Source organism: Bacillus sp. B15-48 (genome assembly GCF_016879755.1).
In the GTDB taxonomy this organism is placed as follows: domain Bacteria; phylum Bacillota; class Bacilli; order Bacillales; family Cytobacillaceae; genus Mesobacillus_B.
This window is the reverse complement of the sequence record NZ_WOFU01000002.1, coordinates 131,292-157,877: the sequence shown is the minus strand read 5'-3', so window position 1 is coordinate 157,877 and position 26,586 is coordinate 131,292. Positions and strand designations below refer to the sequence as shown.

At 37.2% G+C, this 26,586-nt stretch carries 26 protein-coding genes; 18 read left to right on the top strand and 8 right to left on the bottom strand.

The window, feature by feature from the left end:
* Window positions 1-14: 14 nt before the first annotated feature.
* From GNT69_RS06215 to GNT69_RS06200, 4 genes are all read right to left on the bottom strand, one after another.
* A complete protein-coding gene (locus tag GNT69_RS06215) occupies window positions 15-1,502 on the bottom strand; it encodes a potassium/proton antiporter (RefSeq protein ID WP_203554112.1) in 1,488 nt (495 codons plus the stop codon).
* A 156-nt stretch (window positions 1,503-1,658) separates the two neighbouring features.
* Window positions 1,659-2,933 carry a TRAP transporter large permease gene (locus tag GNT69_RS06210; protein ID WP_203554111.1) on the bottom strand — a complete coding sequence of 425 codons (1,275 nt, stop codon included), beginning with the start codon at window positions 2,931-2,933 and terminating at the stop codon, window positions 1,659-1,661.
* Between the two features lies 1 nt (window position 2,934).
* Window positions 2,935-3,429, bottom strand: a complete 495-nt coding sequence (locus GNT69_RS06205) for a TRAP transporter small permease (RefSeq protein WP_203554110.1) — start codon at window positions 3,427-3,429, stop codon at window positions 2,935-2,937.
* A 167-nt stretch (window positions 3,430-3,596) separates the two neighbouring features.
* Complete coding sequence (locus GNT69_RS06200; protein WP_203554109.1) at window positions 3,597-4,625, bottom strand: TRAP transporter substrate-binding protein; 1,029 nt, start codon at window positions 4,623-4,625, stop codon at window positions 3,597-3,599.
* A 248-nt stretch (window positions 4,626-4,873) separates the two neighbouring features.
* On the opposite strand from GNT69_RS06200, the gene GNT69_RS06195 reads away from it, so the two are divergent.
* The 4 genes from GNT69_RS06195 to GNT69_RS06180 all read left to right on the top strand — a co-directional run bounded on the left by GNT69_RS06195 (window position 4,874) and on the right by GNT69_RS06180 (window position 8,024).
* Window positions 4,874-5,026 (top strand): hypothetical protein, encoded by a 153-nt coding sequence (locus GNT69_RS06195; protein WP_203554108.1) that lies wholly within the window; start codon window positions 4,874-4,876, stop codon window positions 5,024-5,026.
* Window positions 5,027-5,166: 140 nt separating this feature from the next.
* The gene (locus GNT69_RS06190) at window positions 5,167-5,895 is read left to right on the top strand and encodes a ZIP family metal transporter (RefSeq protein WP_203554107.1); all 729 of its coding nucleotides are present in this window, start codon (window positions 5,167-5,169) and stop codon (window positions 5,893-5,895) included.
* A 122-nt stretch (window positions 5,896-6,017) separates the two neighbouring features.
* Complete coding sequence (locus GNT69_RS06185; RefSeq protein WP_203554106.1) at window positions 6,018-6,437, top strand: VOC family protein; 420 nt, start codon at window positions 6,018-6,020, stop codon at window positions 6,435-6,437.
* 309 nt (window positions 6,438-6,746) lie between these two features.
* A complete protein-coding gene (locus GNT69_RS06180; protein WP_203554105.1) occupies window positions 6,747-8,024 on the top strand; it encodes an ATP-binding protein in 1,278 nt (425 codons plus the stop codon).
* A 34-nt stretch (window positions 8,025-8,058) separates the two neighbouring features.
* Here GNT69_RS06180 and GNT69_RS06175 read toward each other — a convergent pair whose 3' ends face one another.
* Window positions 8,059-9,075, bottom strand: coding sequence for a metal ABC transporter solute-binding protein, Zn/Mn family (locus GNT69_RS06175; RefSeq protein WP_203554104.1), 1,017 nt, complete (start codon window positions 9,073-9,075; stop codon window positions 8,059-8,061).
* 273 nt (window positions 9,076-9,348) lie between these two features.
* On the opposite strand from GNT69_RS06175, the gene GNT69_RS06170 reads away from it, so the two are divergent.
* The 5 genes from GNT69_RS06170 to GNT69_RS06150 all read left to right on the top strand — a co-directional run bounded on the left by GNT69_RS06170 (window position 9,349) and on the right by GNT69_RS06150 (window position 13,935).
* The gene (locus GNT69_RS06170) at window positions 9,349-11,667 is read left to right on the top strand and encodes a xanthine dehydrogenase family protein molybdopterin-binding subunit (RefSeq protein ID WP_203554103.1); all 2,319 of its coding nucleotides are present in this window, start codon (window positions 9,349-9,351) and stop codon (window positions 11,665-11,667) included.
* Window positions 11,664-12,500 carry an FAD binding domain-containing protein gene (locus GNT69_RS06165; RefSeq protein ID WP_203554102.1) on the top strand — a complete coding sequence of 279 codons (837 nt, stop codon included), beginning with the start codon at window positions 11,664-11,666 and terminating at the stop codon, window positions 12,498-12,500. Before GNT69_RS06170 ends, GNT69_RS06165 begins: the two co-directional genes overlap by 4 nt.
* 20 nt (window positions 12,501-12,520) lie before the next feature.
* Window positions 12,521-12,967: a (2Fe-2S)-binding protein gene (locus GNT69_RS06160; protein WP_203554854.1), complete on the top strand. Its 447-nt coding sequence runs from the start codon at window positions 12,521-12,523 to the stop codon at window positions 12,965-12,967.
* Window positions 12,968-13,121: 154 nt separating this feature from the next.
* Window positions 13,122-13,451 carry a hypothetical protein gene (locus tag GNT69_RS06155; RefSeq protein ID WP_203554101.1) on the top strand — a complete coding sequence of 110 codons (330 nt, stop codon included), beginning with the start codon at window positions 13,122-13,124 and terminating at the stop codon, window positions 13,449-13,451.
* Between the two features lie 58 nt (window positions 13,452-13,509).
* Entirely contained in the window at window positions 13,510-13,935 is a 426-nt protein-coding gene (locus tag GNT69_RS06150; RefSeq protein WP_203554100.1) for a DUF4395 domain-containing protein, read from the top strand.
* Between the two features lie 156 nt (window positions 13,936-14,091).
* Here GNT69_RS06150 and hpaB read toward each other — a convergent pair whose 3' ends face one another.
* Complete coding sequence (gene hpaB / locus GNT69_RS06145) at window positions 14,092-15,528, bottom strand: 4-hydroxyphenylacetate 3-monooxygenase, oxygenase component (RefSeq protein WP_203554099.1); 1,437 nt, start codon at window positions 15,526-15,528, stop codon at window positions 14,092-14,094.
* Window positions 15,529-15,838: 310 nt separating this feature from the next.
* Here hpaB and GNT69_RS06140 point away from each other — a divergent pair, with 310 nt between their 5' ends.
* The 3 genes from GNT69_RS06140 to GNT69_RS06130 all read left to right on the top strand — a co-directional run bounded on the left by GNT69_RS06140 (window position 15,839) and on the right by GNT69_RS06130 (window position 19,523).
* Entirely contained in the window at window positions 15,839-16,342 is a 504-nt protein-coding gene (locus GNT69_RS06140; protein ID WP_203554098.1) for a hypothetical protein, read from the top strand.
* 320 nt (window positions 16,343-16,662) lie between these two features.
* Window positions 16,663-18,438, top strand: a complete 1,776-nt coding sequence (locus GNT69_RS06135; RefSeq protein ID WP_203554097.1) for an SLC13 family permease — start codon at window positions 16,663-16,665, stop codon at window positions 18,436-18,438.
* A gap of 146 nt (window positions 18,439-18,584) precedes the next feature.
* Window positions 18,585-19,523 carry a ketopantoate reductase family protein gene (locus tag GNT69_RS06130; protein ID WP_203554096.1) on the top strand — a complete coding sequence of 313 codons (939 nt, stop codon included), beginning with the start codon at window positions 18,585-18,587 and terminating at the stop codon, window positions 19,521-19,523.
* A 74-nt stretch (window positions 19,524-19,597) separates the two neighbouring features.
* Here the strand turns inward: GNT69_RS06130 and GNT69_RS06125 are convergent, their stop codons facing one another.
* Both GNT69_RS06125 and GNT69_RS06120 read right to left on the bottom strand, forming a co-directional pair.
* Complete coding sequence (locus tag GNT69_RS06125) at window positions 19,598-20,584, bottom strand: glycosyltransferase (protein ID WP_203554095.1); 987 nt, start codon at window positions 20,582-20,584, stop codon at window positions 19,598-19,600.
* A 110-nt stretch (window positions 20,585-20,694) separates the two neighbouring features.
* Window positions 20,695-21,051, bottom strand: coding sequence for a response regulator transcription factor (locus GNT69_RS06120; protein ID WP_203554094.1), 357 nt, complete (start codon window positions 21,049-21,051; stop codon window positions 20,695-20,697).
* Between the two features lie 281 nt (window positions 21,052-21,332).
* Here GNT69_RS06120 and GNT69_RS06115 point away from each other — a divergent pair, with 281 nt between their 5' ends.
* From GNT69_RS06115 to GNT69_RS06090, 6 genes are all read left to right on the top strand, one after another.
* Complete coding sequence (locus GNT69_RS06115) at window positions 21,333-21,692, top strand: Lin0512 family protein (RefSeq protein ID WP_203554093.1); 360 nt, start codon at window positions 21,333-21,335, stop codon at window positions 21,690-21,692.
* A 168-nt stretch (window positions 21,693-21,860) separates the two neighbouring features.
* Entirely contained in the window at window positions 21,861-22,820 is a 960-nt protein-coding gene (gene pfkA, locus GNT69_RS06110; RefSeq protein ID WP_203554092.1) for a 6-phosphofructokinase, read from the top strand.
* A gap of 771 nt (window positions 22,821-23,591) precedes the next feature.
* Complete coding sequence (locus GNT69_RS06105) at window positions 23,592-23,783, top strand: hypothetical protein (RefSeq protein ID WP_203554915.1); 192 nt, start codon at window positions 23,592-23,594, stop codon at window positions 23,781-23,783.
* A 134-nt stretch (window positions 23,784-23,917) separates the two neighbouring features.
* A complete protein-coding gene (locus tag GNT69_RS06100; protein WP_203554091.1) occupies window positions 23,918-25,129 on the top strand; it encodes an ROK family protein in 1,212 nt (403 codons plus the stop codon).
* A 286-nt stretch (window positions 25,130-25,415) separates the two neighbouring features.
* Window positions 25,416-26,027, top strand: a complete 612-nt coding sequence (locus GNT69_RS06095; RefSeq protein ID WP_203554090.1) for a chromate transporter — start codon at window positions 25,416-25,418, stop codon at window positions 26,025-26,027.
* A 12-nt stretch (window positions 26,028-26,039) separates the two neighbouring features.
* The gene (locus tag GNT69_RS06090; RefSeq protein ID WP_203554089.1) at window positions 26,040-26,582 is read left to right on the top strand and encodes a chromate transporter; all 543 of its coding nucleotides are present in this window, start codon (window positions 26,040-26,042) and stop codon (window positions 26,580-26,582) included.
* Window positions 26,583-26,586: the final 4 nt, after the last annotated feature.

Sequence of the window (26,586 nt, the reverse complement as noted above, 5' to 3'; positions counted from 1 at the left end):
CAGGTTTTTTACATCTAATCTTCTGGTGATTCCTTTTTGACAGTTGCTTTATTTCGTTGCTTATCTTCCCCTAATAATGCGGATTTTGCTTCCCTCCGATGCTCCTTATTTTCACAAAGGACAAATAATGTATCTCCCTTTTCAATCACTGATAATCCTGTAGGAGTTAGTAATTTTTCCTTGCGGATAATTCCAATGATTAATGTATTTACCGGTAGTTGTAAGTCGAGTAATGATATCCCGATTGCAGGAGCTTTTTTTGGTATTGTGACTTTCATTATTTCTGAGTTCGTTGTTCCTAAGTTAATTAATTCAATGCTCGCATTTTCGTCCTCGTCCTCACTCGTTAAACCTAGTTTCTCAGCAAACCAAGACAATGTACCACCTTGTACTAAAGCTGAAATGAAGACTACGAAAAATACAGTATTAAAAATCTGATTGCTACTGTCTAATCCTGCTACAATCGGATAAGTGGCTAAAACGATTGGGACGGCACCTTTTAAGCCAGCCCATGAAATAAATAATTTTTCTTTTACCGTATATTTCATAAACATCATTGAGATAAACACCGCGATTGGTCGTGCAACAAACATTAAGATGATAACAATTAAAATACCTTCCCAGAAAACAGCGGTTAATTGGTTAGGGAAGACGAGCAATCCTAGAAGGGCGAACATCACGATTTGCATCATCCATGCAAACCCTTCATTAAATCGCAAGATGGAAAAACGATGTGTTAAGTCGCTGTTCCCGACAAATACGGCCATAACGTAAACGGCTAACAATCCACTTCCACCTAAGAAATCGGTGACTGCATACGTTAATATCGCTGCACCCATTGCCAAAACAGGATACAATCCTGAAATGTCGAGTTTGATACTGTTTATAATGATTACAGTTAATTTTCCAAGTCCCAGTCCTAAAACAAGGCCGAGAGTCATTTGTAGGACTAAACTGCCAATTGCATACCAAATGGACAGCTCTGGTAGTTGAATCATTTGTATTAATGTTACAGTGAGAAAAACAGCCATTGGGTCATTGGAGCCAGACTCCGCTTCTAATGTAGCTGTTAAACGCTTATTAAAATTTTTATTTCCTAGAACTGAAAATACGGCAGCTGCATCCGTTGAGCCGACAATTGCTCCTAAAAGAAGGCCTTCTAATAAGGAAAAATCTAATATGTACATCGCGGCAATACCGGTGACAGCAGAGGTAATAAACACGCCAAAAGTAGCTAATGACGTGGCAGGTACAAGAATCGGGCGAATCTTCGTCCATTTTGTTTGTGTTCCACCATCAAAGAGGATGATAATTAATGCTAATGTACCAATAAATTGTGTTAACTGAACATCCTCAAAAAATATGACCTTGTTGAGGAGCATTCCCCCAATAAGAAACAGAATTAGGGCAGGGAGTCCAAGACGCGAAGAAAATTTTGTCGCTAATACACCAATTATTAGCATGACAGATAAGATAAATAATAACGAGCCAATTAATTCCATGTAAACAATCCTTCCGCATTAATCGAAAAACCTCTTCCATTATTATAATCTAAATAGGGAAAATGGAACAGTTTTTATATGCTTAGCTGAATAACAATTAATAGATGAAACTTTTCTAAAATAAACTAAAAAAGTGGGTGCGAGGCACCCACTTTTTTAGTTTAAGAATGCTGGTAGCCATAACACGACAGCAGGCCAGTAGGTTATGATTGCTAAGGCGACGAACGAAACAGCTAAAAATGGAAGAATCGCTTTTGATAAAGTTTCTAATCGTACATTTCCAAGTGATGAAGCGATATATAACCCTGTACCGACAGGTGGGGTTAATAATCCAATCGTTAAGTTAATACAAATGATGACACCAAAATGAACAGGATCAATTCCGTAATTTGCGATAATTGGTGTGAAAATCGGAACTAGAATAATTAATGCTGCAATTCCATCCATAAACATACCGATAAAGAGCAATACGATGTTCACAATAAGTAAAAATACTAAAGGATTATCTGATAAAGACGTCATCCATGTGGCAATTGCATGAGGGATTTTTTCAAACGAAAGCATCCAGCCAAATAAATTTGCCATCGCAATTAACATCGTAATTGTTGCGGTTGAAATCGTCGTATTAATCATCACACCAGGTAAGTCTTTCAGTTTTAATTCTTTATAAAAGAAGAATCCTACGATTAGGGCAACAATACAAGCAATCGCTGCTGATTCAGTCGGTGTAAAAGCTCCGCTTAATATTCCCGCGATAATGATGACTGGTACGAGTAAAGCAGGGAGAACCTTCAAAAATGAAATACCCATCTCCACAATTGTCGCTTTTTTGCTTGTTGGCCATTTTTGTTTCCATCCAAAGTATCCGATTAGGATTGCAAACAAAAAACCAAGGATGAGACCTGGGACCACACCTGCGAGGAACATCGAACCAATTGATGCACCAGATCCGACCCCGTAAATAATAAACATCATACTAGGAGGGATGATTGGGCCTAATAAACCAGCTGATGCCGTTGTGGCAGAGCTGAATTCTCTAGGGTAGCCTTCTTTCTCCATGGAAGGGACCATCACCCTGCTCATCATTGCAATTTGGGCGGTTGCAGAACCAATAATCGAAGCTAATAACATATTTGCAATCACATTTACATAGGCCAAACCGCCTCGGAAGTGACCGACCAGTGTTTTAGCAAAGGAAATCAGTCTTGAAGTAATTCCACCAGAATTCATCAATTCACCTGCCATCATAAAAAGCGGAATGGCTAAAAGACTATAAGTTTCTAATCCTGAGTATAGTCGTTGGGGGACGGTTGCTACCAAACCTAAATTGCTTGATGCAAAAATATAAATTACAGTTGTTATTCCGAGTACAAACGCGATTGGAACTCGGAGTAGAAGGAGGATGATAAATAGTAATAGAGCGATTGCCATTTTAAAAAATCCCCTCCTTCTTTAATCGCAAATTTTTAATGATGACATCCAATGAATGAATGGTCATTAATAAAAAGCTGACTGGAACGCTTAAATATGCATAAATCATTGGCATTTGCATCGAACTTGACTTTTGGACGGAAATATTAGGTGATGATAGCCAATTAATCGAAAGATACAAAATATAGGCGACAAAAACGAAAACAGCAATTGTACTGAAGATAAGGAATATTTTTCTTGCCATTCCATGAAGTCGATCATAAATGATCGTAATTGCAGGGGCGTTTTGCCGCTTGATGCTCATGCTACCGCCTATAAAAGTTAACCATATAAGTGAAAAAATTGCCGTTTCATCCGACCATGTTAATGGGCTGCTTAAAAAATAACGATAAATCACCCCAGCAGATAAGGAGATGAGTATGATTAGACATAGGACAATAGCGGCTAGTTTTTCTAGTTTATAGATTCCATCGCTTATGATGTGAATCAGTTTCATTAGTAGTCCCCCCTGTAACTCTCAACATTCATTTAGGAGTTGGTGCAAAAATTTACCCTGCATCTTAAATTTGGAAGCAGGGTAGCCCAATTTTCAGTTAGATCATAACGGAAAGCTTGGTTGTATAATCATATCTTTACTTAATTTTTAAAAATGGATTTATTTCTTTACTTATCTAGTTCATCAAGAAAGGCTTGAATGACCGGTGATTTTGTAGCAAATTCATCATTTACTCTAGTTGTGATGTCGTTAAATGATGAAGGATCCAAAATCTTTTCAACTTTAACCCCAAGCTTTTCTAGTTCTTCTAAATTTGAATCTTCACGCTCGATTGCTTCTTTTACGCCCCAAGCGACTGCATTGTTAAGTGCTGCTTTCACAATTTCCTGATCTTCAGCCGAAAGCTTATCATAGGAAGGCTTGCCCATTACGATGACAGATGGAAACGTAGCATGGTTCGTAAGTGTGAGATATTCAGCATTTTCATAATATTTTTCTGTAACCAAAGCGTCTAAATCAATATCCATTCCATCGATAACACCCGTTTGCAAAGAGGTATAGACTTCAGGTAATGGCATCGCTGTCGGTCCTGCTCCTGTTCCTTCCCAGAACATTTGCACGGAAGGGCTGCCGATAATCCGTACTTTCTTTCCTTTCAGGTCTCCTGGTGATTGAATATGTCCATCCTTCATTAAAATGTGGCGGTTGCCTGCAAAAATAAAATCTAACCCTATTAACCCTTGAGACTCTAATTCTTTCAACATTTCTTTAGCTGGCTCTGATTCTCGCATTTGAGCAGCCTCTTCAAGATTGCTAAATGCAAAAGGCATAAACCATGAATTTAATGAATCTTGGCGTGTACTCATGTAAGCGTTTGTCAGAAACCCAAAGTCAAGTGAGCCGGTTTCTAGTTGTTGAACCATATCCTGTTCTTGGCCTAATTGTGAAGCAGAATAGATATCCAGTTTCATGCGACCATCTGATAGTTTTTCAAGTTCTTCGCCAAATTTTTCTGCAGTTTTATGCCAAATATGAGTTTCCTGGACAACATGTGATGCTTTAAATGTGTAAGTCCCATCTCCATTTGTCTCTGTATTACCCCCGCTTGACTGTGAATTCCCACAGGCTGTTAAGATAGCGAGAGTAGTAAGAAACATGATCGCTACTAAACTCCTGAATTTTCCCTTTTTTGTCATTTTTATTATTTCCCCCTTGAATAAAGTAAAAATATGAAACGCTTACAACATTGTTTTTATAAAATTCACCAAATAGTGAATCTTGTTAACTATTATTATAATAATGAAATTAAAAAAGTTCAACTATTTTGAAAATAATATTTAAACATAATAGTTAAAAATTTGGATTGCTTGTTTTTGTTTTTGATTTTCAAAAAATATTCATAATTAAATAGAAGATGCTAAAACTAACTTAGGAGGTGAAGTGTTTGAAAAAGCAGGACAAAGTCGAACATGCCATTCATGTAGATAGTGAATCCAAAGGGGGTTTTATTGCTTCTTTGGAAACACTAAGTAATGACTTATTGCAATTAGTAGTAGGGGATGATGAAAAAAAAGTAGATATTGATGAGGAAACCTGAAATCTAATAAACGTCTCCTTTACAGAGGAGGCGTTTATTAGACTTTGAATATGAAAGAGAATCAATTGTTACATTGCTTTTTTGTGATTGTTGAAAGGTTTTTAACATAAGATGAAATAATTATAGTTTAGGAGGTTTGAATGAATTTACTGCCAATTTTTATTTCATCTTTTTGTACTGCGCTAGGAGCGTTGCCTGTTTTATTTATAAAAAATTTATCACATAAAGGGAAAGATGTATTGCTAGCTTATACGGCAGGTATCATGGTTGCAGCATCCGCCTATGGGCTTATTCCGTCAGCCTTAAAGTTATCAAATATGTTTGTGCTAGTAATTGGCATCTTAATAGGAACATTCGCTCTAACTTTGCTTGAAAGTCTAATTCCTCATGTCGATTTTGACCATTCAAATAAGCATAAAAAGACTTCAAGATCAAGCATTCTATTGTTTATGATTGCGATGTCTTTTCATAATTTACCAGAAGGTTTGTCTGTCGGGATTAGTAATGTGAGTGATCGCCAAGAGTTAGGTACTGTAGTTGCTTTTGCAATTGGATTACAAAACATCCCTGATGGGTTTTTAATCGCCTTGTTTTTAGTTACACAAAACGTAAGCAGATGGAATGCAATCTTACTAGCTTCATTAACAGCAGTAATTGAGTTATTTGCGGGAATTGTCGGGATGTTCTTTGGCGAATCGTTTGTAACTATCATTCCTTATGGTCTCGCATTTGCAGCGGGATCCATGCTTTTTGTTGTCTATAAGGAACTTATTCCTGAAAGTCATGGTGATGGAAATGAGAGAGCCTCAACAATCGCTTTTATTTTTGGTTTTATTTCCATGGTTTGTTTAACAGAATGGTTTAGATAGGAAGAACTCTCAATCGCTTATTTCTAAAATATAATAGACATCAATCACATTTAGTTGGGGTTTGCTTCCGTTAACGTTATTAGCTAGACTAAGTAAGAATTTTAATAATAGGAGTTGTGAATATGTCTATTAATGTCTACATAACGTTTAATGGGAATTGTCGAGAGGCAGTAGAGTTATACTCGGAAGCGTTCGCTACTGAAAAACCACAAATTATGACTTTTGGAGATGCGCCGCCGAATCCAGAGTTTGAACTTCCGGTGGAAGCGAAAGAGCTTGTTATGCATACAGAACTTTATATCAATGGGAGCCGAGTCATGTTTTCCGATGTTTTTCCGGGACAAGCATATGAAAAGGGAAATAACATAACTTTAGCGTTTGTTAGTGAAGATTTAGAAGCGGTTAAACACGCATTTAGCAAACTAAAAGAACAAGGAACAGTAGAAATGGAGCTTCAAGAGACATTTTGGAGTAAATGTTATGGCAAAGTAACAGATCGATTTGGTATTGGTTGGCAAGTTAGTTTAGATGGTGATAAATAAAGGAATCGAACTTGAAATCCATCTTTATCGGTGTATCCGGTAGGATGGGTTTTTTAATTTTAAATGAAAATTTATCTTGGTTTATCCACTATATTTTTAAAAAATCCGTTAAATTTTTTTGAGAAACTTATTTTATAACAAAGCAGAAAAAAACAAGCTGTTTAAGTACAGGTTAGGGATGAGTGAAGCATAATAAAATTTTATATCTTTATCGTTTCAGTTTACTATGTGAATTTTTGCTTCCAATGGAAAGATAAACAAAGTATCATAAAGTAAATGTAAAAATAAGCGCAATAAGAGGGAACGAATATGGGGTTGCAATTTGACAATATGATGCTACAAATCTTAATGGTACTTTTTCCAATCATTTTGTATCAAGCTTTACAGGGCAATCAAAGGTTTGGAGTTAGAGAAGCTTTCTATTGGGGAATCGTTTTTAGTATAACGATGGGGTTATGTATTGCTTATGCTGTTAAAATAAATGATGGGATTTTTCTGGATTTACGGATGGTACCATGGTTTTTAGCCTTTATTTATGGTGGAAAAGCAGTTGGGATTTTTGTAACTGTTTTTTATGTTATTCTACGTTTTTTGGTAGGTGGCAGCGGAATGATTCCAGCATTTATCGTATTGCTACTAGGGACAATGATGATTTGGGAATTTCGCGCTCAATATTTTAAATGGGACCGTAAGGAGAAAATTATTAAATCTGTTCTATTTATTGGGATGCTGTCATTTGCCATTCCATTTTTAGGTACCGTATTGCTTGATGAGCCGATGACGCTAACAAAGTTCTTAATTAATGTTGGCTATGTTGTTGCAAATGTGCTAACTGTATGGCTTGCAGTGCACTTATTAGAGACACATCTTGAAAAGCAAAGATTGATAAAGGAAATGCGAAAAAAGGAAAAATTACAGGTAGTTGGCGAAGTAGCTGCTAGCGTCGCACACGAAATAAGGAACCCGATGACAAGTGTACGGGGCTTTATCCAAATCTTAACTGGATCGAAAAACATCAGTCCGAGTGAAAAAGAGTATTTACATATTTGTATGGATGAGCTTGATCGCGCAAATGAAATAATTTCTGATTACCTAAGTTTAGGTAAGAATAATGAAATGGAGCAGCATGGACATATCGACCTTTCAAAAGTAGCGAATCAATCGGTTAATACATTATTTTCCTATGCTACTCTGCAAAATGTAAGCGTAACACTTGAAACAAGCAAACCTGCTTATATAATGGGCATTTCAAGTCGACTACAACAAATGCTCATAAATTTAATAAAAAATGCGATTGAAGCCGCTGGACCTGATGGAAATGTTTCTGTAAGTGTCGTGATTGTCGATAAAAGTGTTGAAGTAACGATTGCGGATGATGGAGTCGGAATGACAGCAGAGCAGGTGGAGAAAATCGGCCTTCCATACTACTCGACGAAAGAGAAAGGGACAGGTCTTGGTTTAATGGTTACCCTGCAAATTATTAAAGAAATGAAGGGAACTTGGAGTGTTATGAGTGAACAAAATAAAGGCACCACTTTTAAAGTATCATTTCCATTAGCTAAAGAAAAAGCTGTACTTGAACTGTAAAGGACTGTCTCCTAAAAGAGACAGTCCTTTATTTCTAGTTATTCAAAGCAGTTTGAATGGTCTGTAAGTTTTTTCTCATAATACTGAAATAATCGTCACCATTCTTGATGTTTTCATCCGTAATCGTTTCTAGATTATGGAGGGTAAGGGGCTTGGCACCAATTTCTTTTTGGATGATTTCCGCAATTTTAGTCGTTAAATTTTGTTCGAAAATGATATATTGAATTTCATGTTCTTTCGATTCGTCGATAATCGTTTGTAACGCCTTTTGCGAAGGCTCTTGTGTAGGGGAAAGACCAGCAATAGCAATTTGCTTAATCCCATACCGTTTCTCCCAGTATCCATAAGCAGAGTGAGCTACTAGTAAATGTTTTGTTAGAGTTTGCTCTATTGTCCGCTTAAATTCCTCGTCTAGTTCATGCAAATCATTTTCTAGTTGAATAAAATTTTGTTCAATTTCATTGGCATGTTGAGGCAATAGTTCACTTAACTTATTTTTGATATTTTCGGCAAGTTCAATTGATAAAAGGGGATCTAGCCAAATATGTGGATCCTCATCGCCATGGCTGTGGTCATGTTCAGCTTCATCTTCAGCATGGTCATGACTTTCCGCGTTTTCTACGTGTTTATCTTCATGGTCATCATTCTCTTCAGTATGTTCATCAGCCAAATGTATCAAGTCAATCCCTTGGCCTACAGGTAGAATCGTGACATCTTCATTTTTCAGCGCTTCCGAAGCTTTTTCCACAAAACCTTCAAATCCAATTCCTGTATAAATAAATAAATCGGATTCAGCGATGGCAATCATATCTTTCGTGGAAGGTTCAAATGAATGTGCATCAACATTCGGTGGATAAACACTTTTGACATCGACATATTCGCCGCCGATTTTTTTTGTGAAATCTTCGAGTGGATAAACTGTCGTATATATAGTTAATCTATCTTCGTCATGGTTGTTTTCTTCATTTTCACTAGATTCAGAGTTTCCACACCCAGCTAATAATAGACTAGCAACTAGAAAAGTGGTGGCAATCCATTTTATTGTGTTCATTTTTTTCACTCCATTATTTATTTGTTTGTTGGCATATAGAAATATAATGATAGATAAATATCGGAACGATTACGATTTAAAAACGTAAGAGTTACGTTCTACATTCTAAAATAAAGATGCCCATTTGTAAATGATTTTATTTTACTAGCGAAAAACGATTTCCGTTTTATATGAGACTAAAATCGAATTACTTTTTTATTGTCCAGTGTCATATACATTTTATTATTTAACAGCTCTGTTAATGGGAAGATCTATCTGAGAGGGATGACATAAATGCAAATCATCGGAAAAAGTGTGATTAGACAGGAAGCATGGGATAAAGTTACTGGAAGAGCAAAATACACTGCCGACTTTCATACAGTAGATGCATTCCATGTAGAAATGATTAAAAGTCCTTATGCGCATGCTCGAATTATCAATATTGAAATAACAAAAGCAAAGGCGATAGATGGGGTTCATGCTGTCATTACAGGTGAGAATTTGCCATTAATTGGGGAAGAGGTTCGTGATCGACCAGCACTTCCTACAGATCGGGTACGATATCATGGGGAAGTTGTCGTCCTCATTGTTGCTGAATCTTTACCGGTGGCAAAGCGAGCTGCTCAGCATGTATATATAAAATATGATCCGCTTCCAGTTGTGAATTCTCCACTTGAAGCGTACGAGACAACTGCGTCAATCCTCCATGAAAACTTAGAACAATATGAGCGTGATGAAGGCATTTATCCTGAAGCTGGTACAAATATAATTAATCGCACGAAAATCAGGAAAGGGGATATCTCGAAAGGTTGGACTGAGAGTGATGTCACGGTCGAATCTACATTTAGTTTTCCAGCCTCCGATCATGCAGCGATGGAAACAAGAAGTGCTACTTGTGAAATGATGCCGAACGGAGACATACATATTATAACTTCTTCCCAAGCTCCCTTTATGGTCAAAAAAATAATTAGCCGTGATTTTGGAATTGAACGAGGAAAGGTAATTGTAGAAACGCCTCTTGTTGGTGGCGGATATGGGGGAAAAGCTTCCGTTTATATAGAGATATTTGCTTTTCTCGCTTCAAGAGCTGTAGGTGGGAAATTAGTCAAAATTGTTAATTCAAGGGAAGAGGATATTGTCTCCTCTCCCGTTCATATTGGTATGGACGCGGTTGTTCGATTAGGTTGCTCGAAAGATGGGAAGTTAAGAGCTGCATCACTCCTTTATTTATTTGACGGCGGAGCATATGCGGACAAATCGGCTCATATTAGCAGAGCTGGAGGAGTTGATTGCACAGGACCTTATTATATTGAACATATACAGTGTGATTCTTTATGTCTATATACGAATCATCCTTACGCTTCCCCCTATCGCGGTTTTAGTCATGGAGAGGTTCATTTTGTCTTTGAACGTGCGCTGGATATGTTAGCAGAAAAAGTAAATATCGATCCGCTCTCTTTTCGGCAGCTAAACGGAGTTCGTCCCGGACATACAACACCAACCCAAGTGGTTTTAAATAGAAGTACAGTTGGCAATTTAGAGGCTTGTATCAATCAATTAAAGGGAATCATGAACTGGGATGAAGGACGGTTATTACGGATTGATCGATATAAAGTACGTGCAAAAGGAATCAGTTGTGTTTGGAAAAATTCTACGATTGAAACGAATGCCAGTTCAGGCGTGATTTTAATATTTAATTCTGATGGAAGTATCAATTTAATTTCTGGTGTCGTCGAAATTGGTACTGGAACCAAAACGGTGTTGGCACAAATGTTGGCAGAAAAAATGCGAATGGATATTCATCAAATTCACGTTCGGATGTCATTGGACACCCAAACGACTCCTGAACATTGGAAAACCGTGGCGAGCAGGGGGACATTTATGGCTGGGAGGGCGGTATTATCAGCAGCGGAGGATGCAATTCTTCAATTAAAACAAATTGCCTCCTGTGTCTTAAGAGTATCAGTGGAGGATTTAGACGTAGGGTATGGAAAGGTATTTTTAAGAGACGATCCATCACAATCAATCGATATTAAAGACATTGCATATGGATATACATTTCCAAATGGAAACGCAATTGGCGGACAAATCATTGCAAAAGGAACATATATTTTACGAGGTTTAACCTTTTTAGACCCTGAAACAGGAGCTGGGAAGCCAGGTCCAGAATGGGCAGTTGCCGCTCAAGGTGTTGAGGTAGAATATGATATGCGGACGTATCGGTATGAAGTGAAAAAAGCGGTAACTGTTGTTGATCTTGGGAAAATCCTAAATTATGATGGCGCGATTGGGCAAGTAAAAGGGGCAATGAGTATGGGGCTTGCATGGGCAGCGCGAGAGGGATTTTATTACGACTCATTCGGACGTGTGCTGAATTCTCAGTTGCGGACATATCGACCGTTGCGATATGGAGAGCATCCTGAATATATCGTTGATTTCGTTGAAACGCCCCAATTAGATGCACCTTATGGCTCAAGAGGAGTGGGGGAGCATGGTGTCATCGGGATGCCGGCTGCATTAGCAAATGCATTATCACTTGCCGCAGGCGTTCCTCTAAATTCTTTGCCATTAACGCCTGAACAGATCTGGCGAGCAAAGGAGGGGAAAAGTTGAGTTTTCAGTACTCTCGGGCAAACTCTATCCAAGATGCAAATCAACAGTTTAATGAATTATTAAAAAATCACCATTCCCCAATCTATTATTCTGGTGGAACAGAGATTCTTACACTGGAAAGATTGGACCTTTTACGACCGACAGCTGTAATTGATATAAAAGCAATCCCGGCTTGCTGGGAGTATCACTTTCATGATCATCAATATTTAGTTATTGGGTCATGTCTACCACTAACAACCATTGAGAATAAAAATGACTTTCCTCTATTAACAACTGTTTCGAAAGAAGTTGCTGATCGTACAGCTCGTAACAAAATCACAATCGGAGGAAACATATGTGGAGACATCTTTTATCGTGAATCGATATTGCCTTTTTTACTTGCTAATAGCCATTTTATGATTGCAAACGGTTCCGGTACTAGAGTGGAGTCGATTCATGATGTATTTAATCAACATATTCGTTTACAGGAAGGAGAGTTTCTTGTCCAGATAATCACCGAGAAAAAGTATTTATTGGCCCCTTTTTATACAGCGAAAATTCGGCAACAATGGAAAACGGGTTATCCGCTCATAACAGTTGCGGCGTTGAAGGTCGATGATGAGCTTCGGTTTGCCTTTAGTGGTTTATGTCCATTTCCTTTTCGTTCAAGCAAAATGGAGTCAGTACTAAATCTTCCGTCTCTTTCTTATGAAGAGCGAATCGAACGGTCTTTTCGTCATTTGCCAACGCCTATTTTACACGATGTTGAAGGGTCGGCTAAGTATCGAATGTTCGTGCTTAAACAAATCTTAATGGATAGTCTATATGCGTTAGAGGGGGAAGAATCGGGTTGAATAACTCTCTAAATAAAATCATGGCTAGATTGAATGTAAATGGTCAAAAACGCGATGTTATTATTTCTCAAAGTGAACGGTTACTGACTACTTTAAGGCACCTTCAATTAACTGGTACGAAACCCGGATGTTATAACGGGGATTGTGGTGCATGCACAGTAATGGTTGATCATCAGCCGTACAAGTCTTGTATTATGTTGAGCGTCGAAGTGATGGACCGGAACATTACAACGATTGAAGGATTAAATAATGTTCCGATTCAAACCGCGTTTGTAGAGCATTTTGCATTTCAATGTGGATATTGTACCCCTGGCTTTATTATGAACGCACACTCACTTATTATAAATCATCCTGATGCAACGGACTCACTGATTGAAGAATGGCTGAAATCGAATATTTGCCGTTGCACAAGCTATGAGGAAATTGAAAGGGCTGTAAAATCGGTGTTAGGAAAAGGGGATGGATAGTTTTAAACACAAAAACATAGAGAGAAAGGTTGTTTTTACATAGAAAACAAGGAGTCTCTATGCTTTTTTTGTATAATAAAAGGCAATATTTAAATAATAGGAAATAGCAGTTACGCAATAATTGAAGAGTTAGGTGGATAAAAGGAGGGGGATTATGGCAAGAAAGTCTTCGCAAGATAAGGAGGAAATGGTTAAGATCACGAGTGATCAAATCGTCGCTGACGAAAAGCCGGAAGATGAAATTTCCAAGCTTAATCGGCTATTAGCCGCGGTTTTAAATTATCTTTCAGATGATGAAGTAGAAGAAATAGATATAGAATACCTTTTAAACCATACAGAAGGTCTACGGGAATGGTGGGATCAATTTCGCGAAAGCAACCGGAAAGAGATTGAAAAAGAAATAAAACAGTCTTTAGGTGATCTCCCACTAAAAGAATTAGAAAAGATTCGTGAACAAATAAACCTAATCACTATACAAAACTAGAAAAAACATATAGTATGGCATTAAACAGATAAAACAAATCTGAAAGGTGGGGATTAATATGGGTGAGCCTGTCCGATCCATCCCGCGACCACTTGTGAAAACAAATCAAACGGTCATTGTGATTAGTGTTCTTTTAACTTGGGTTACTGGTCAATTTTGGTTTTTGTTCATCCCATTTGTTGCTGGATTAATGGGGCTATTATTTGGGTATAATCCGATCGTGCAACTAGCTAAGAGATTTTTAAAAAAAGATCCAAAAGCCTATATTCCGGAAGATTGGGAACAGCAGCAATTTAATCAAACAATTGCCGTTATTTGTCTTGGAGTGGGTATTTTAAGTTTCCTCCTAGGATGGAATACACTCGGTTTTGTATTTACGGCAGTTGTTGCTTTAGCAGCACTCATTGCCATAATGGGATTTTGTATTGGATGTTTTATTCTATACCAGTGGAAACAATACCAATACAGGAGAACCCAACAATAGAGATGAATCAAACAGAAGAAAGACAATGGAATATTTAAGTAATAGAGAAAAGCACATTTCGTACTGCAGTCGATTTGTGCTTTTTTTGTAAAAATATAAAAACGAGTTTTAAATAATAGGAATGGTCAAGAAAGCTAGAGGAGGACTCATTGCTTTTTAGTTTTCTAACATTGATCTTGCTAGCTCAACAGCATTGTCCTTTTGGTAGCTATTATATAAACTTGCATTTAAGCGGACAGGGTCCCCAAAAAAGAACCTCTCATAAAGGGTTTGTCTGCCGCCGAATGCACTTGTACTAATATCCCAAGCAAGTCTAAAAATTTCTGTTCTTTTTTTCGCATCACAATTCGCACCCTGCAAATAAATTTGTAAATCTTGTTCAATTGGTGAATTGAAATCTTGTTCAGTAGGAATAGAAATCAAACCACTAGCACCAATTTGCTGTAAAATCTCAGTAAACCTCGGATAGATTTTTGGAAAGGTTGTAATTGCAACATATAACGGATTCCCGTCAGGAACCATTGTACCGCGGGAGGTTTTTTTTGCACCCATTTCCGAAGAGAATAAAAAAGCTTTCATCGTTTCATATCCTCGGATTAGCTCACTAACTTTTTCCTTTATATGCAAATACTCGCTTATATCGATTGTTTCAACGAGTAATTGAGCGACCCCTAGTAAAAATTTTGTTTTAATTGTTTGTCGAGCGACTGTCTGGTGCAGTAAAAAAGGATAGAAGCTTGAATTTTCGTACATACTGTTGGCGATATTATAGTCCTTATATAAGAAAACCCGCTCCCAAGGAACGAGAACATCATCAAAGACAACAATCATATCCATTTCGTCAAATCTTGAACTTAGTGGATGATCAAAATGGGATTGTCGATAAGCAAAGGATTCCCTACAAATAAACTTAAGATTAGGAGTATTACTCGGAATTGAAAATGCATATATAAATGATTCCTCGATATATTTGCCCCCAATTGGTAAGACTAAAAGTTCATCTGTAATTCCTCCTTGAGTAGCAAGTAGACGTGCCCCTTTGATGACAATTCCATCATTTGTCTTTTTCACAATTCGTGCAGATATAGGGGTATCTTTACCTTCATAAAAAAACGAGGAACGATTTACTTGAGGATTGACAAATGTATGTGCAAAGGTTAGATCTTTTTCGCGCGCATTTTCATAAATTTTCTTTAAATTCTCTCCAAAGTTTGAATTCTCATTAAATAAATCCCAAATAGCTGCTAATGCCATCAATCCAGTATTCATATAATCAGGTGACCTGCCCATCATGCCACCAGAGGTTTTGGCCCATTCTTGTGTCGTCAATCTCCTTTTTTCCAAATCCTCCTTCGAACGTGGTTCCATGTATGAAGTACCTACACGGTCTCCGGTAACGGGTGAAGGGTAGGTCATAAAATCCATTTTTGATTTTTCTAATTGAATATCAAAAAGTTTTGCCTTGCTTAGCAATATTCCTTTAAAGGCATTATGAGAACAAATATTTTCGGTCAATTGCTTTCCGTCAAACCATATTTCTGCTTTTAAATTTGCCATTCTTTTTAAAAAGGATGCTCCATCACATGCTGGCATAACCATCCCACCCTTCATCAAATTAACTGGCAATAATATTCAAATTTCTAGACTTCGGAGATGTTGATAAAAACTAAGGTTAACACTAATGATATGAGTGGGAAGGGCAAATTTTGCTTTTCCAATAGAAATTCCCTTAAACAATTTTAGAAACAGGCAGATTCATCGGCTTTTAACTAAACAAAAGGGACCATTAAAAGCTTGCACTTTCAATCATGAATTTTATAGAAGAGTGAAACCCTTCACAACGATTTTTCGTCCGTTAAGATAAGAGTACGAAAAGCTTATCTATCCAAAGGGGGCTAAAACGATGAGAGCGAAATTATTTAAATTTATTGTTGCTTTAAATATAATTTGTGTTGGATTGATGGGATGTTCTAGTTCAAACAAACAGAAAGTTGCGTTTGAAGTGATTGGAACGGAGAAAACGTTACCTGCTAACTTTTACGACGTGGCCAACCAGGGGGTTGTAGTAAAGGTAGTTTACGATTCAGAAGCGTTTAAAGAACAATGGTCTCATTTTGGTTTACAAGAAAATGTTCCAGATTATCAATGGGACAATACCGTTGTCATTTTTCTCGGATTAATTGAATCAGGAAGCTGTCCGATTGGTATAAACGCTGTGAAAGTAAGCAGTGAGGAATCAGAATTGATTGTTCAATTGGATCTTGATTCAGAACGACCTTGTACTGATGATGCAACACCAAGATCAATTATTTTTACATTAGATGCACGTGAACTATCAGAGGTAACGAAAATAAAACTAGAAAACTATAATGGTTTAAATCCGGTTTTAGAGCTTAGTGAAAAATAATTAGAGGAGAACGAAGTGTAGGAATTTGACGTTTAATTGATATCTTGTTTTACATTTTTATTAATTTTTGTCATTACACAAACCTCCTCGTATGTATAGTTTGTGCATTCCATATTTAAATCATGCGGTGTTCTATATTAATAATTTCGGTTAGCACTCCTTTAGAGTAGGCACATATACTGTGCTTAGGTATTTTATGAATTCCGATTTACTTATTTTCATTTTATATGGAGTCATTTCTACTCTGGACATTCATCCGAGTTCCTTTATGTAAATATAAATAAGATAACTCGGAATTGATGTTTAGGAGTGTGTGAAACTTGACATTTGAGATTGGCTTCGTCCTTTTCGTTGTAATTGGTATGCTTATCTGTTTATTAAAAGAAGTGGCCAGACCTGATTTTATTGTCTTTTGTGCACTAGCTGTCCTATTGTTAACTGGCATTCTTTCTCCATCTGATGCTTTGAGAGGGTTCTCAAATGAAGGGATGCTCACAGTTGCGCTCCTTTTTATTGTTGCTGGTGCTGTAAAACAAAGTGGGATTTTAAACCAAGTAGTGAAGAGGGCACTAGGATCTGGTGCAAATGAGAGAAAATCTCTATTGCAGTTGATGCTTCCGACATCAGCGTTGTCTGCGTTTTTAAATAATACTCCAATTGTGGTTATGTTTACACCAATAGTACGGAAATGGTGTAAAGAGCGAAAAATCTCCCCATCTAAATTTTTAATCCCGCTATCATATGCGACGATTTTCGGCGGAACATTAACATTAATTGGGACCTCGACGAATCTCGTTATCCATGGTTTTATGCTTGAACATGGGATGAGTGGCTTTTCGATGTTTCAGCTTGCGATTGTTAGCCTTCCTGCCGGTTTACTCGGAATTTTTTACATGGTAACGATTGGTTATAAACGACTGCCAGCAAGGAGAACATCAGAAGAAGCTTTTGATGAAAGTTCTCGAGAGTTTTTATCAGAGGCGGTAGTTGAACCGAATTCGGTTTTAGCTGGGAAAACAATTGAAGAGGCAGGTCTAAGGAGCTTACAAGGTCTTTATTTAATCGAAATCGTAAGGAATGGAGAACGAACGGCACCAGTTGCTTCTTATAAGAAATTAAAAGAAAATGATCGACTAATTTTTACAGGGATGTTATCAACGATTGTCGAGTTGCAAAACATTAAAGGACTTCGAGTTGAAACGGGAACAACGATAAACCTAGATGGATTGCAAAACGGTAGTGCCTCATTAGTGGAGGCTATTGTCTCCCATCAATCTCCTTTAATTCAAAAAACAGCAAAAGAAAGTCGCTTTCGAAGCAAATATGATGCCGGAATAGTAGCTGTTCACCGCAACGATGAGCGAATTAACAGCAAAGTTGGCGATATAAAATTAAAGGCGGGAGATACGTTGCTGCTGTTAGCAAATAAAGATTTTACCAATAGATGGTGCAATTCAAAAGATTTCTATTTAATTTCGCAAATTGAAGATCCAGAAATTATTGATTCTAGAAAATCAATGATCGTTGTCGTTACTATAGTGATAATGATTTTGTTAGCTGCATTTAATGTTCTTTCAATGTTTAAAGCAGCAATGTTGGCAGTCATTGCGCTTTTCCTAACAAGAGCAGTTTCATTCGAGGCGGCAAAGAAATATATTCAATTTGATGTACTGTTATTAATCTCTTGTGCGATTGGAATTGGAATTGCGTTAGATCAAACGGGTGCAGCGGGCTTAATTGCGAACTATTTTGTGCAAATCACAAAAGGAGCGGGTGTAATTGGAGCGATTATCGTTGTCCATGCCTTAACGACCATTTTTACCGAGATTATTACCAATAACGCAGCCGCAGTATTAATGTTCCCGGTTTCCTTAGCAATTGCGAATCAATTAGCTGTTGACCCGATGGCCTTTTTTGTAACAATTGCGATTGCGGCATCGGCTAGCTTTGCAACGCCAATTGGATACCAAGCAAATTTAATTGTTTATGGTCCAGGAGGATATCGGTTTTCTGACTATCTGAAAGTTGGGATTCCATTAAATATTTTATACCTTATTGTAACTGCTATCATTGTTTACTTTGTGTGGATTGTTTAATTCACAATAAGTCCTCGCTTTTTTCGTGTTATGTTCTCTCAACTTGTATTCAAATAATTTTTTTAAAAGTACGTCCCCCCGGTGTCATCATCGGGGATGTTTTTCGTCAAATCTGATAAAATAGTAGTCAAAAGGGGGATTTTGTGATGAATATTTTAGTACAAGGTGCAGGTGCTTTGGGATCTTATTTTGGTGGTAGAATGTTAGAAGCAGGGGAGAATGTCTCTTTTTTTGTTAGAGAAAAACGGGCGAATCAATTAAGAGATGAAGGCTTGAAAATAGTCAGCCCTGAAGGAAATTTTGAATGCAAAAATGTAAATGTTTTCACGCAAACGGATGAAGTGGAAAACGTGGATGTAATCGTCCTCACAGTAAAAGGATATCATCTTGATCAAGTAATTCCGCAGGTAGAAACAATTGTCCATCAAACCGGTGCCTATGTTCTGCCGTTATTAAACGGCATGGAGCATTTGGAAAAGCTTCAGAAAGCTGTCGGAAAAGAAAAGGTAATTGGAGGTTTCGCTTCGATTATCGCAACTCTAAATGAACAAGGCCATGTCGTCCACACAAGTGGGAGTAGTGCGTTAAAGTTTGGGTCTCTTCATCCCGAGCAAACAGATGTATGTGATAAATTTGAAGACTTACATAAACGGGTAAAAACAAATCTTTTAAAAGAAGAAAATATCTTAAAGCATATGTGGAAAAAGTATATCTTTATTACTGCATTCTCTGGCGTTACTTCAGCCACACAGTTACCGGCTGGGTTTATTGCCAATGTAGAAGCAACTTTTGAGGTTGCTAAAAAGGTTATCTATGAGATGAGCATGCTTGCAGAAAAAGAGGGGATCGAGTTAACGAATCAAGAAATTGAAAATATGGTTAAGCGATTGAAAAAGTTTCCAGAAGAGGCAACTTCCTCGATGCATCAAGATTTGCGAAAAGGACTACCAATTGAAGTGGAACATTTTCATGGCGGTGCACTGCGCTTAGCAAGAAAACACGAAGTAACAATTCCTGTTATTGAAACATTGTATGGAGTTCTTAAACCTTATGAACATGGAAAGCCTTATGAAGTACGAAAATAAGTGCAGAACAAACAGAGAGAGCCTGACTGTTAGATAAGAGAGTCGGCTCTTTTTACTCCTAGTAATCGCGACGGTTATTCGGTCTTTAGTTGTTGATATAATTGTATATATTTGCTCGTTTCTTTTTCAGGTGAATGATTTTCAATTATCCATTCTTTTGCTGTCTTGACCACTCTATTCCGTAGTACAGGTTCGTTTACGATTTCATGTACGGCCGCTTTAAATTCAGCCATCGTTTCATAAAGCCAACCCGTTTGATGATGGCGAACAAATTGTAGGTTTGCTTCATTTTTTCTCGCTATAACAGGTTTCCCCATTGCCATCGCTTCCATAAGTGCAAGCGATTGTCCTTCTGACAAGGAAGTATTTATGACAATTTGTGTTTGTTCGTACCATCCTTTCATCACCTCATATGGGACAACCCCTGCATACTTCATCCAGAGTCGCTTCTTGGCTTGTGTTTGGACCTGTTTGTTTACTTTTTCGTCTAAGTTCGCTCCAAGAATCGTGAAGGTCATTCTTGGATATGAATCGATTAACTCATCGAGTGCTGGAAGAACGTGCAAAACATCCTTTACTGGACGTAAACCAGCGGGAAGAAGGATTTGAGGACTCATCTCTTCCTTGTTCGGCAAAATCTTCCAAGGGAGCCATATCGCTTGCGGAATGACAACTGTTTTTGTTGCCCATTCTGGATGCAAATGTATTACCTTGTCCTTCGCAGCGTTTGTAAAAACAGTGATAAAAGAAGCGTCATTTAAGAAAGAAAACATCTCATCATCCATTGTTTCCTGTAAATCGATATTTATATCAGTACCTCCCATTGTTACAATGTACGGTTGATGAATGGCAAAATCATTTTCTCTCGCCCATCGGATAAAGCGTGTTGCATGTAAAATATGATAAATGTCTGCCTCGGAACGGTACCAATTATCCTCTTCCATATAAGGGATGACTGATGTATTTATATTTTTTACCTGTAAAAAGTGAACAAGTCGCTTAATTGTTGTTGAATTTCCTCTCGGTTGGTTAAAGTAAGGCGTCAAAAATAAAATGTGCATATGATCCCCTTGTTAATAACTTTTTCTCATCTAGTTAATTTTCCTATTAATCATTTTTTAGGTCTATGTTAGAAACAACGAAAACAACATTAGTATCTTCAAATAATCCATCAATTAAAACAACATAGCTGTTTAACTTTTGATATGACGTCGTTTGGACTGAATGGTTTGGAAATATACATATTCGCCCCTAATTCAAACATCCGTTTTTGATCATTAGCTTCACTTTGAGCAGATAGCAAAATAACAGGTGTGTTTTTTTCCTGTCTTAGCGTTGCTAATACTTCAAATCCGTTTTTCCCTGGTAAAAACAGATCCAAAATAATTAATTGATAATCTTCTTGAAGGGCTTTGGATAATCCATCATTTCCATTGTCAACTACATCGACAAGAAAAGATTCTCGTTTTAAGTACATACTCAATAATTGACTAATCCGAACCTCGTCTTCTACAATAAGTATCCTCAAAAATGTAATCCTCCTGATTCCCATATGTTATTCAGACAAAGTCTTAAGTGGTTTTTCCTATGTTCATAGTGTTATATCTATATCTTATATTAAAACCCAATATAATTGTACCTTTTTAATAGTCTAGAAACTGCATTTTTTTGTTAATTTCAAAAACGAGTATAGAATAGGGATATTAAGAGAATCAATATATTTTGTGATAAGCATGAATATCTGACAAAGCAACCCGAAAAGAGATAAAATATATGGGACAAATCAATGAATAGTAGGAGGAAATTATAATGGATAAAATAATGTTTATTGAAACTGGAATGGGGATTGATGTGCATGGACAAAATATTACAAAAGCAGCGGTTCGTGCGGTTAAAAATGCGATCCATTTTAATTCAATGCCAGGGATTCGGTCCGTTTTACCAGGGAATAGCTTGGACAATATGAGAGTGAATGTGAAATTAGCTGTACCATGTGATAAAGAGAAACTTGATATTGATGCTGTGAAAGAGGCTTTGCCATATGGGATTGTAACTGTTGAGGTAATGGATGGGGGGATGTTAACGACGAGCGGAATTGTTCTAGCGGATAAAGGAGATCAAAATGATTTAATGTACATAGTAGTTGCTTCCGTTGAAGTTGGTTATTAAAAACACGCGATTACTGCGGGAATGTGAATAACTATAAAAAAAACCCTACTAATCTTTCCTCCAATAAATGTTGCAAGGTTTTAGCTCTTTAAAAGAAAAATATGTCTTTTTAATGTATAATTACATTTGTTAATCCAATAAACAAATTAAGAAAGTAGGAAACACAACATGAAAAAAATTGCCGTATTAACAAGTGGCGGGGATGCACCCGGAATGAATGCTGCTATTCGCGCGGTGGTGAGAAGAGGAATTTATAATGGATTAGAGGTTTATGGGGTAAGACATGGCTATGTTGGCTTAATGAAAGGTGACTTTGTTAAAATGGAGCTTGGCAGTGTCGGAGACATCATACATCGTGGCGGTACCATTTTAAGAAGTGCGAGAAGTGAAGAATTTAAAACGATTGAGGGCCAGCAGAAAGCTTTAGCAAAGTTGCAAGAAGCCAATATTGACGGATTGGTCGTCATCGGTGGCGATGGTTCATTTATGGGCGCTGGAAAATTGACGGAACAAGGATTCCCAACGATTGGTGTTCCAGGAACAATTGATAATGACATTTCGGGGACAGAATATTCAATCGGATTTGATACAGCTGTTAATACTGTTATTGAAGGAATTGATAAAATTCGTGATACAGCCTACTCACACGAACGGATATGTATTGTTGAAGTGATGGGACGCAATGCTGGTGATATTGCGTTATGGACAGGGATTACTTCTGGTGCAGAGTCCATTATTATCCCAGAAGCTGATTATGATATTGCCGATGTATTAAATCGGATTCGCCAAGGCCAAGAACGTGGCAAAATGCATAGCATTATCGTTGTTGCAGAAGGGGTTTGCAGTGGAGAAGAACTGAAAAAAGAGATTAAAGAGCAAGCGAACCTCGATACGAATGTGGTCGTTCTCGGCTATCTACAACGTGGAGGTTCTCCTACAGCGTATGATCGAATGATGGCTAGCCGAATGGGTGGTAAAGCAGTCGATTTATTAATTGCTGGTGAAAAAGGGTTAATGGTTGGCTGGAAAAAGAGCCAATTAGTTCATCCATCATTTGTCCAAGCTTCCAAAGAAAAACATAAGATAAACCTTGATGATTACTCTTTAGCTAGAAGTATTTCTATTTAATTCTTGACAAAAAAGCAACTCCGATTATGGGAGGACTCTGAAAATCCATTAGTTATCTGAAAAACGTTAACTTCGCAAACCCCAAAAACGACTCTAAAATTCAAAATAGAATTTTAGAGTCGTTTTTCATGTGAATTAGAAGCTTATTTGCCTTTTTTTAGTCCATTAGTTTTAAAATTCTTTTGAGATTGACTGTAAATATAGTTATGGCACTTTGTCATTCCATGCTAATTAGACCAAAGGGTTTTGCAACATCGTACCTGTTCCTTTGTTTTAATTCGTTATTTTTAGCTTTAGTTTTGTAGTGTTCCTTTGCCTTTTCTTTAAAATATTCGCATTCTTGAAACTTTATGTATAATTGATTTGATTGTCACTGAATAAGGACATATTGTATTTAGAACGCTCAACTATTTCTACATCGGACAAGTCAAATATGGTTTTCAACATTAAATATTTAAACTAAATTTAACCTAAGTTAAAGAACTCTGTTGATTGGAGTGGAAGGCGGCGAAGACTCCTGCGGGAGTGCAAGGCCAAGGGAGACCCCGCAGGCGCGAATAGCGCTGAGGAGGCTCCCGGACTGCCCGCGGAAAGCGAAGCCGCCTGGAACGGAAATCAACAGCTAAGTTTTAACCCCGAGCATAATTTAAGGGACTCTTACAGTGCCCTTCCAATTATGGTGTTGATTTTTTGGCTATTATGAAAAAAATTCTTGAAACATCGTTTGAATACGGTAACATTAAATTAAAGCTTTTATAAGGGTGTGTTTGCTTGAAAATAACGGCAAGTTTAATCATGGTTATTATAATTATGCATACGATTACACTTGTGAATGTGACGATTTTTGATGGTGAATGGAATGGAATTGTTTTAGCACTTTCATCGATTTTATTTTTGGTTGCAATCGCTATTTTCGGTGTTGATCGTCAAAGGAATCGTCATGATTATAAAATACGAAAATGAATAGGGAGGGGAGCCGTTTCGTCAAAACTGGCAATAAGATAAAACTCGAAAAGAAGAACGAAAAACTAGGTAGACGTTTGAACAACAACCAAGGGTTTTTTCGAGTTTTATAAAGTATTGGCAACGGTGAGTGAATGTTTAAAGAGTTTATCGCTAATGATTCTGTAAGGAATCAAATGTTGAAGAAAGTTTATAAATTAATCCATCAAAAACATCAGACATCTAAAAACGAGCTCCTTGAGGAAACAAATATTAAGCAAACGACTTTAACGAGAATGCTTGATGAAATGTTGAACAGAAATTTCATTCTAGAAAGTGGGTATGGGAAATCAAGCGGCGGTCGCCCTCCTGTTCTTTATCAAATCAATGAAAAAATTGCTTATATTATTGGTATTGATATTTCGAGAATTGAGACAAAAGTAATCCTAATGGATCTTTTCTTTCAGCCTATTGAAATTGAAACATTTCAAATGACCAAAAAGGAAAGTCCACAAGTTGTCTTTTCAAAGGTTATTCAAATCATTCATACATTTTTAGCCAATTTTAAAATTGAACTGGAGCAATTATTAGGAATTGGCGTTGGAACGGTAGGGCCGCTAAACCGTCAGGAAGGGATTATTGATAATCCTGAAGCCTTCCAGTCACCGAAATGGCAAAATGTAAAAGTAAAAGAGATTTTAAGCGAAACATTCTCCGTCCCGATTATCGTTGAAAACGGAGCAAATACAGCAGCATTAGCAGAGTATACTCATCATCAATTTTTATATAAAAATATCCTTTATTGTATTGGTGGCTTTGGGGTCCGGTGTGGGGTGATTAGCAATGGACAATTCGTCCATTCTAAGCAAGGCGACTCAAGTGCATATGGTCATATTATTATTCAAGCTGAAGGTAGACTTTGTACATGTGGCCGAAAAGGCTGTTTGACTACTTATGCATCCTTTGGTGCAATGCTCGATGAATATAAAAGCCGGGTGAAACATGAATCAACTTCTTTAAATGCAATAGATCCATCCATATTAATGGATGAATTTATTAATGAGTTGAAGAAAAACGATTCATTAACGAAAGATATTGTGAAAAAAGCTGCATATTATTATGGGATTGGGATTGCCAATATGATAAATGTTTTACATCCTGAATTGGTTGTATTACATGGGTCTTTAATTTACGAATCGCCCTATTATTATGAACGGGTGGTCGAAAGTGCATTGAAACATACGTATTCAAAAGATAAAGACTCCATCCAATTTAAGAAAGGCGGCTTGGGAGCAAATGGAATCGCGATTGGTGCTGGAATTCAGGTGTTTCAAACTTATTTCAAACAAATCGACAGACCATTCTAATGTTTCCAATGTCCCCAATGGCTTCAGTCTTAACCCATGTTTGATGATTTTGTTTAAGAATAAAATTTTCATTTTAAGTAACTAGCATTGACATTTGAGTAATGCTAGTTATTTTTTGATTTTATTTAAAATCTTTTTACCAAAATGGATAAAAGTATGGTATGCTTAAGATAAGAATTTTGAAAAATTAGGAAAACAATTCATTTTAACAAAGTTGATGATGAACGAGCTATTTTTTTCTCCTCTTTTATCCAAAATGAAGAAAAGTTTAGAGAGAAGGTTGATTATGAAAGAAGTAACTTGGCGACAACTTTTTCAAATCTTTTGGTCATTTCTTAAAATAGGTCCTGTTACATTTGGTGGTGGATATGCCATGATTCCCTTGATCGAACGAGAAGTGGTTGTGAAAAGGAAATGGGTTAAAACCGAGGATGTTGCTGATATCTTTGCTTTGGCAGAGTCGGTGCCTGGAGCGATTGGGATTAATTCAGCTACATTTATTGGCCATCGAATTGCAGGTGTACGGGGTGCGATTGCTGCTATGATTGGGATTTTATTGCCAACCTTTTTAATCGTTATCCTTTTATCGATTATATTCCTATTCTTGCAAGGGAATCCGAAAATGGATGCTGCCTTTGTCGCGATAAGATCCTCTATCGTTGCATTAATTGTTTATGCAGCGGTAAAAATCGGCAAAACGGCTATTATTGACAAAACAACGATTGGTGTTGTTGCTGCTACTGTTCTATTTTTGCTATTTATTCATGTTCACCCGGTCTTAGTAATCCTTAGTGGTGGGTTTTTAGGAATTGTTTTAGTTAAGTTAAAGAGAAAACTAGGTTTTATGAATAGCAGGAAAGAAGAGGAGCAGAAAAAGAAAAGCAAAATGATAGGGTAAAGGGGGGATATCGTGATACTTTGGCAGTTGTTTTACACATTTTTAATGATTGGGTTTGTCTCGTTCGGTGGGGGCTACGCGATGATTCCGGTAATTGAAATGGAAGTATCCAAGCATGGCTGGATGACTACACAGGAATTAACGGACGTAATTGCAATTGCAGGAATGTCCCCAGGTCCAATTGCTACAAATAGTGCGGTAATTGTTGGTTACACGACAGCAGGATTGCTTGGTGCAGTTGTATCAGCATTAGGGATGGTCCTGCCATCTTTATTTTTGATCTTATTAATTGCTACCTTTTTTTACCGATTTAGTTCAAACCAAACAGTACAATCAATGTTCTATGGGTTGCGGCCAGTAGTAACTGGATTAATTATTTATGCCGCGATTAAATTTGCCCTTACAAATGATGTTCTTTCATTTACACCCTCTCTTCACATGGGAAGTTTACTGGTTATTTTTACGCTTTCTCTATTCGCACTTACAAAGCTAAATTGGCATCCGGTCTTTGTCATAATTTTATCTGGGCTAGTTGGAGTCGCTTTGTATTCTTAACTTA

What these genes read in the sequence shown, in the direction of transcription:
- GNT69_RS06215 (WP_203554112.1), bottom strand. Translation starts at nt 1,502, where the DNA reads ATGGAATTAATTGGCTCGTTATTATTTATCTTATCTGTCATGCTAATA.
- GNT69_RS06210 (WP_203554111.1), bottom strand. Translation starts at nt 2,933, where the DNA reads ATGGCAATCGCTCTATTACTATTTATCATCCTCCTTCTACTCCGAGTT.
- GNT69_RS06205 (WP_203554110.1), bottom strand. Translation starts at nt 3,429, where the DNA reads ATGAAACTGATTCACATCATAAGCGATGGAATCTATAAACTAGAAAAA.
- GNT69_RS06200 (WP_203554109.1), bottom strand. Translation starts at nt 4,625, where the DNA reads ATGACAAAAAAGGGAAAATTCAGGAGTTTAGTAGCGATCATGTTTCTT.
- GNT69_RS06190 (WP_203554107.1), top strand. Translation starts at nt 5,167, where the DNA reads ATGAATTTACTGCCAATTTTTATTTCATCTTTTTGTACTGCGCTAGGA.
- GNT69_RS06185 (WP_203554106.1), top strand. Translation starts at nt 6,018, where the DNA reads ATGTCTATTAATGTCTACATAACGTTTAATGGGAATTGTCGAGAGGCA.
- GNT69_RS06180 (WP_203554105.1), top strand. Translation starts at nt 6,747, where the DNA reads ATGGGGTTGCAATTTGACAATATGATGCTACAAATCTTAATGGTACTT.
- GNT69_RS06175 (WP_203554104.1), bottom strand. Translation starts at nt 9,075, where the DNA reads ATGAACACAATAAAATGGATTGCCACCACTTTTCTAGTTGCTAGTCTA.
- GNT69_RS06170 (WP_203554103.1), top strand. Translation starts at nt 9,349, where the DNA reads ATGCAAATCATCGGAAAAAGTGTGATTAGACAGGAAGCATGGGATAAA.
- GNT69_RS06160 (WP_203554854.1), top strand. Translation starts at nt 12,521, where the DNA reads ATGGCTAGATTGAATGTAAATGGTCAAAAACGCGATGTTATTATTTCT.
- GNT69_RS06155 (WP_203554101.1), top strand. Translation starts at nt 13,122, where the DNA reads ATGGCAAGAAAGTCTTCGCAAGATAAGGAGGAAATGGTTAAGATCACG.
- GNT69_RS06150 (WP_203554100.1), top strand. Translation starts at nt 13,510, where the DNA reads ATGGGTGAGCCTGTCCGATCCATCCCGCGACCACTTGTGAAAACAAAT.
- hpaB (WP_203554099.1), bottom strand. Translation starts at nt 15,528, where the DNA reads ATGCCAGCATGTGATGGAGCATCCTTTTTAAAAAGAATGGCAAATTTA.
- GNT69_RS06140 (WP_203554098.1), top strand. Translation starts at nt 15,839, where the DNA reads ATGAGAGCGAAATTATTTAAATTTATTGTTGCTTTAAATATAATTTGT.
- GNT69_RS06130 (WP_203554096.1), top strand. Translation starts at nt 18,585, where the DNA reads ATGAATATTTTAGTACAAGGTGCAGGTGCTTTGGGATCTTATTTTGGT.
- GNT69_RS06125 (WP_203554095.1), bottom strand. Translation starts at nt 20,584, where the DNA reads ATGCACATTTTATTTTTGACGCCTTACTTTAACCAACCGAGAGGAAAT.
- GNT69_RS06115 (WP_203554093.1), top strand. Translation starts at nt 21,333, where the DNA reads ATGGATAAAATAATGTTTATTGAAACTGGAATGGGGATTGATGTGCAT.
- pfkA (WP_203554092.1), top strand. Translation starts at nt 21,861, where the DNA reads ATGAAAAAAATTGCCGTATTAACAAGTGGCGGGGATGCACCCGGAATG.
- GNT69_RS06100 (WP_203554091.1), top strand. Translation starts at nt 23,918, where the DNA reads ATGTTTAAAGAGTTTATCGCTAATGATTCTGTAAGGAATCAAATGTTG.
- GNT69_RS06095 (WP_203554090.1), top strand. Translation starts at nt 25,416, where the DNA reads ATGAAAGAAGTAACTTGGCGACAACTTTTTCAAATCTTTTGGTCATTT.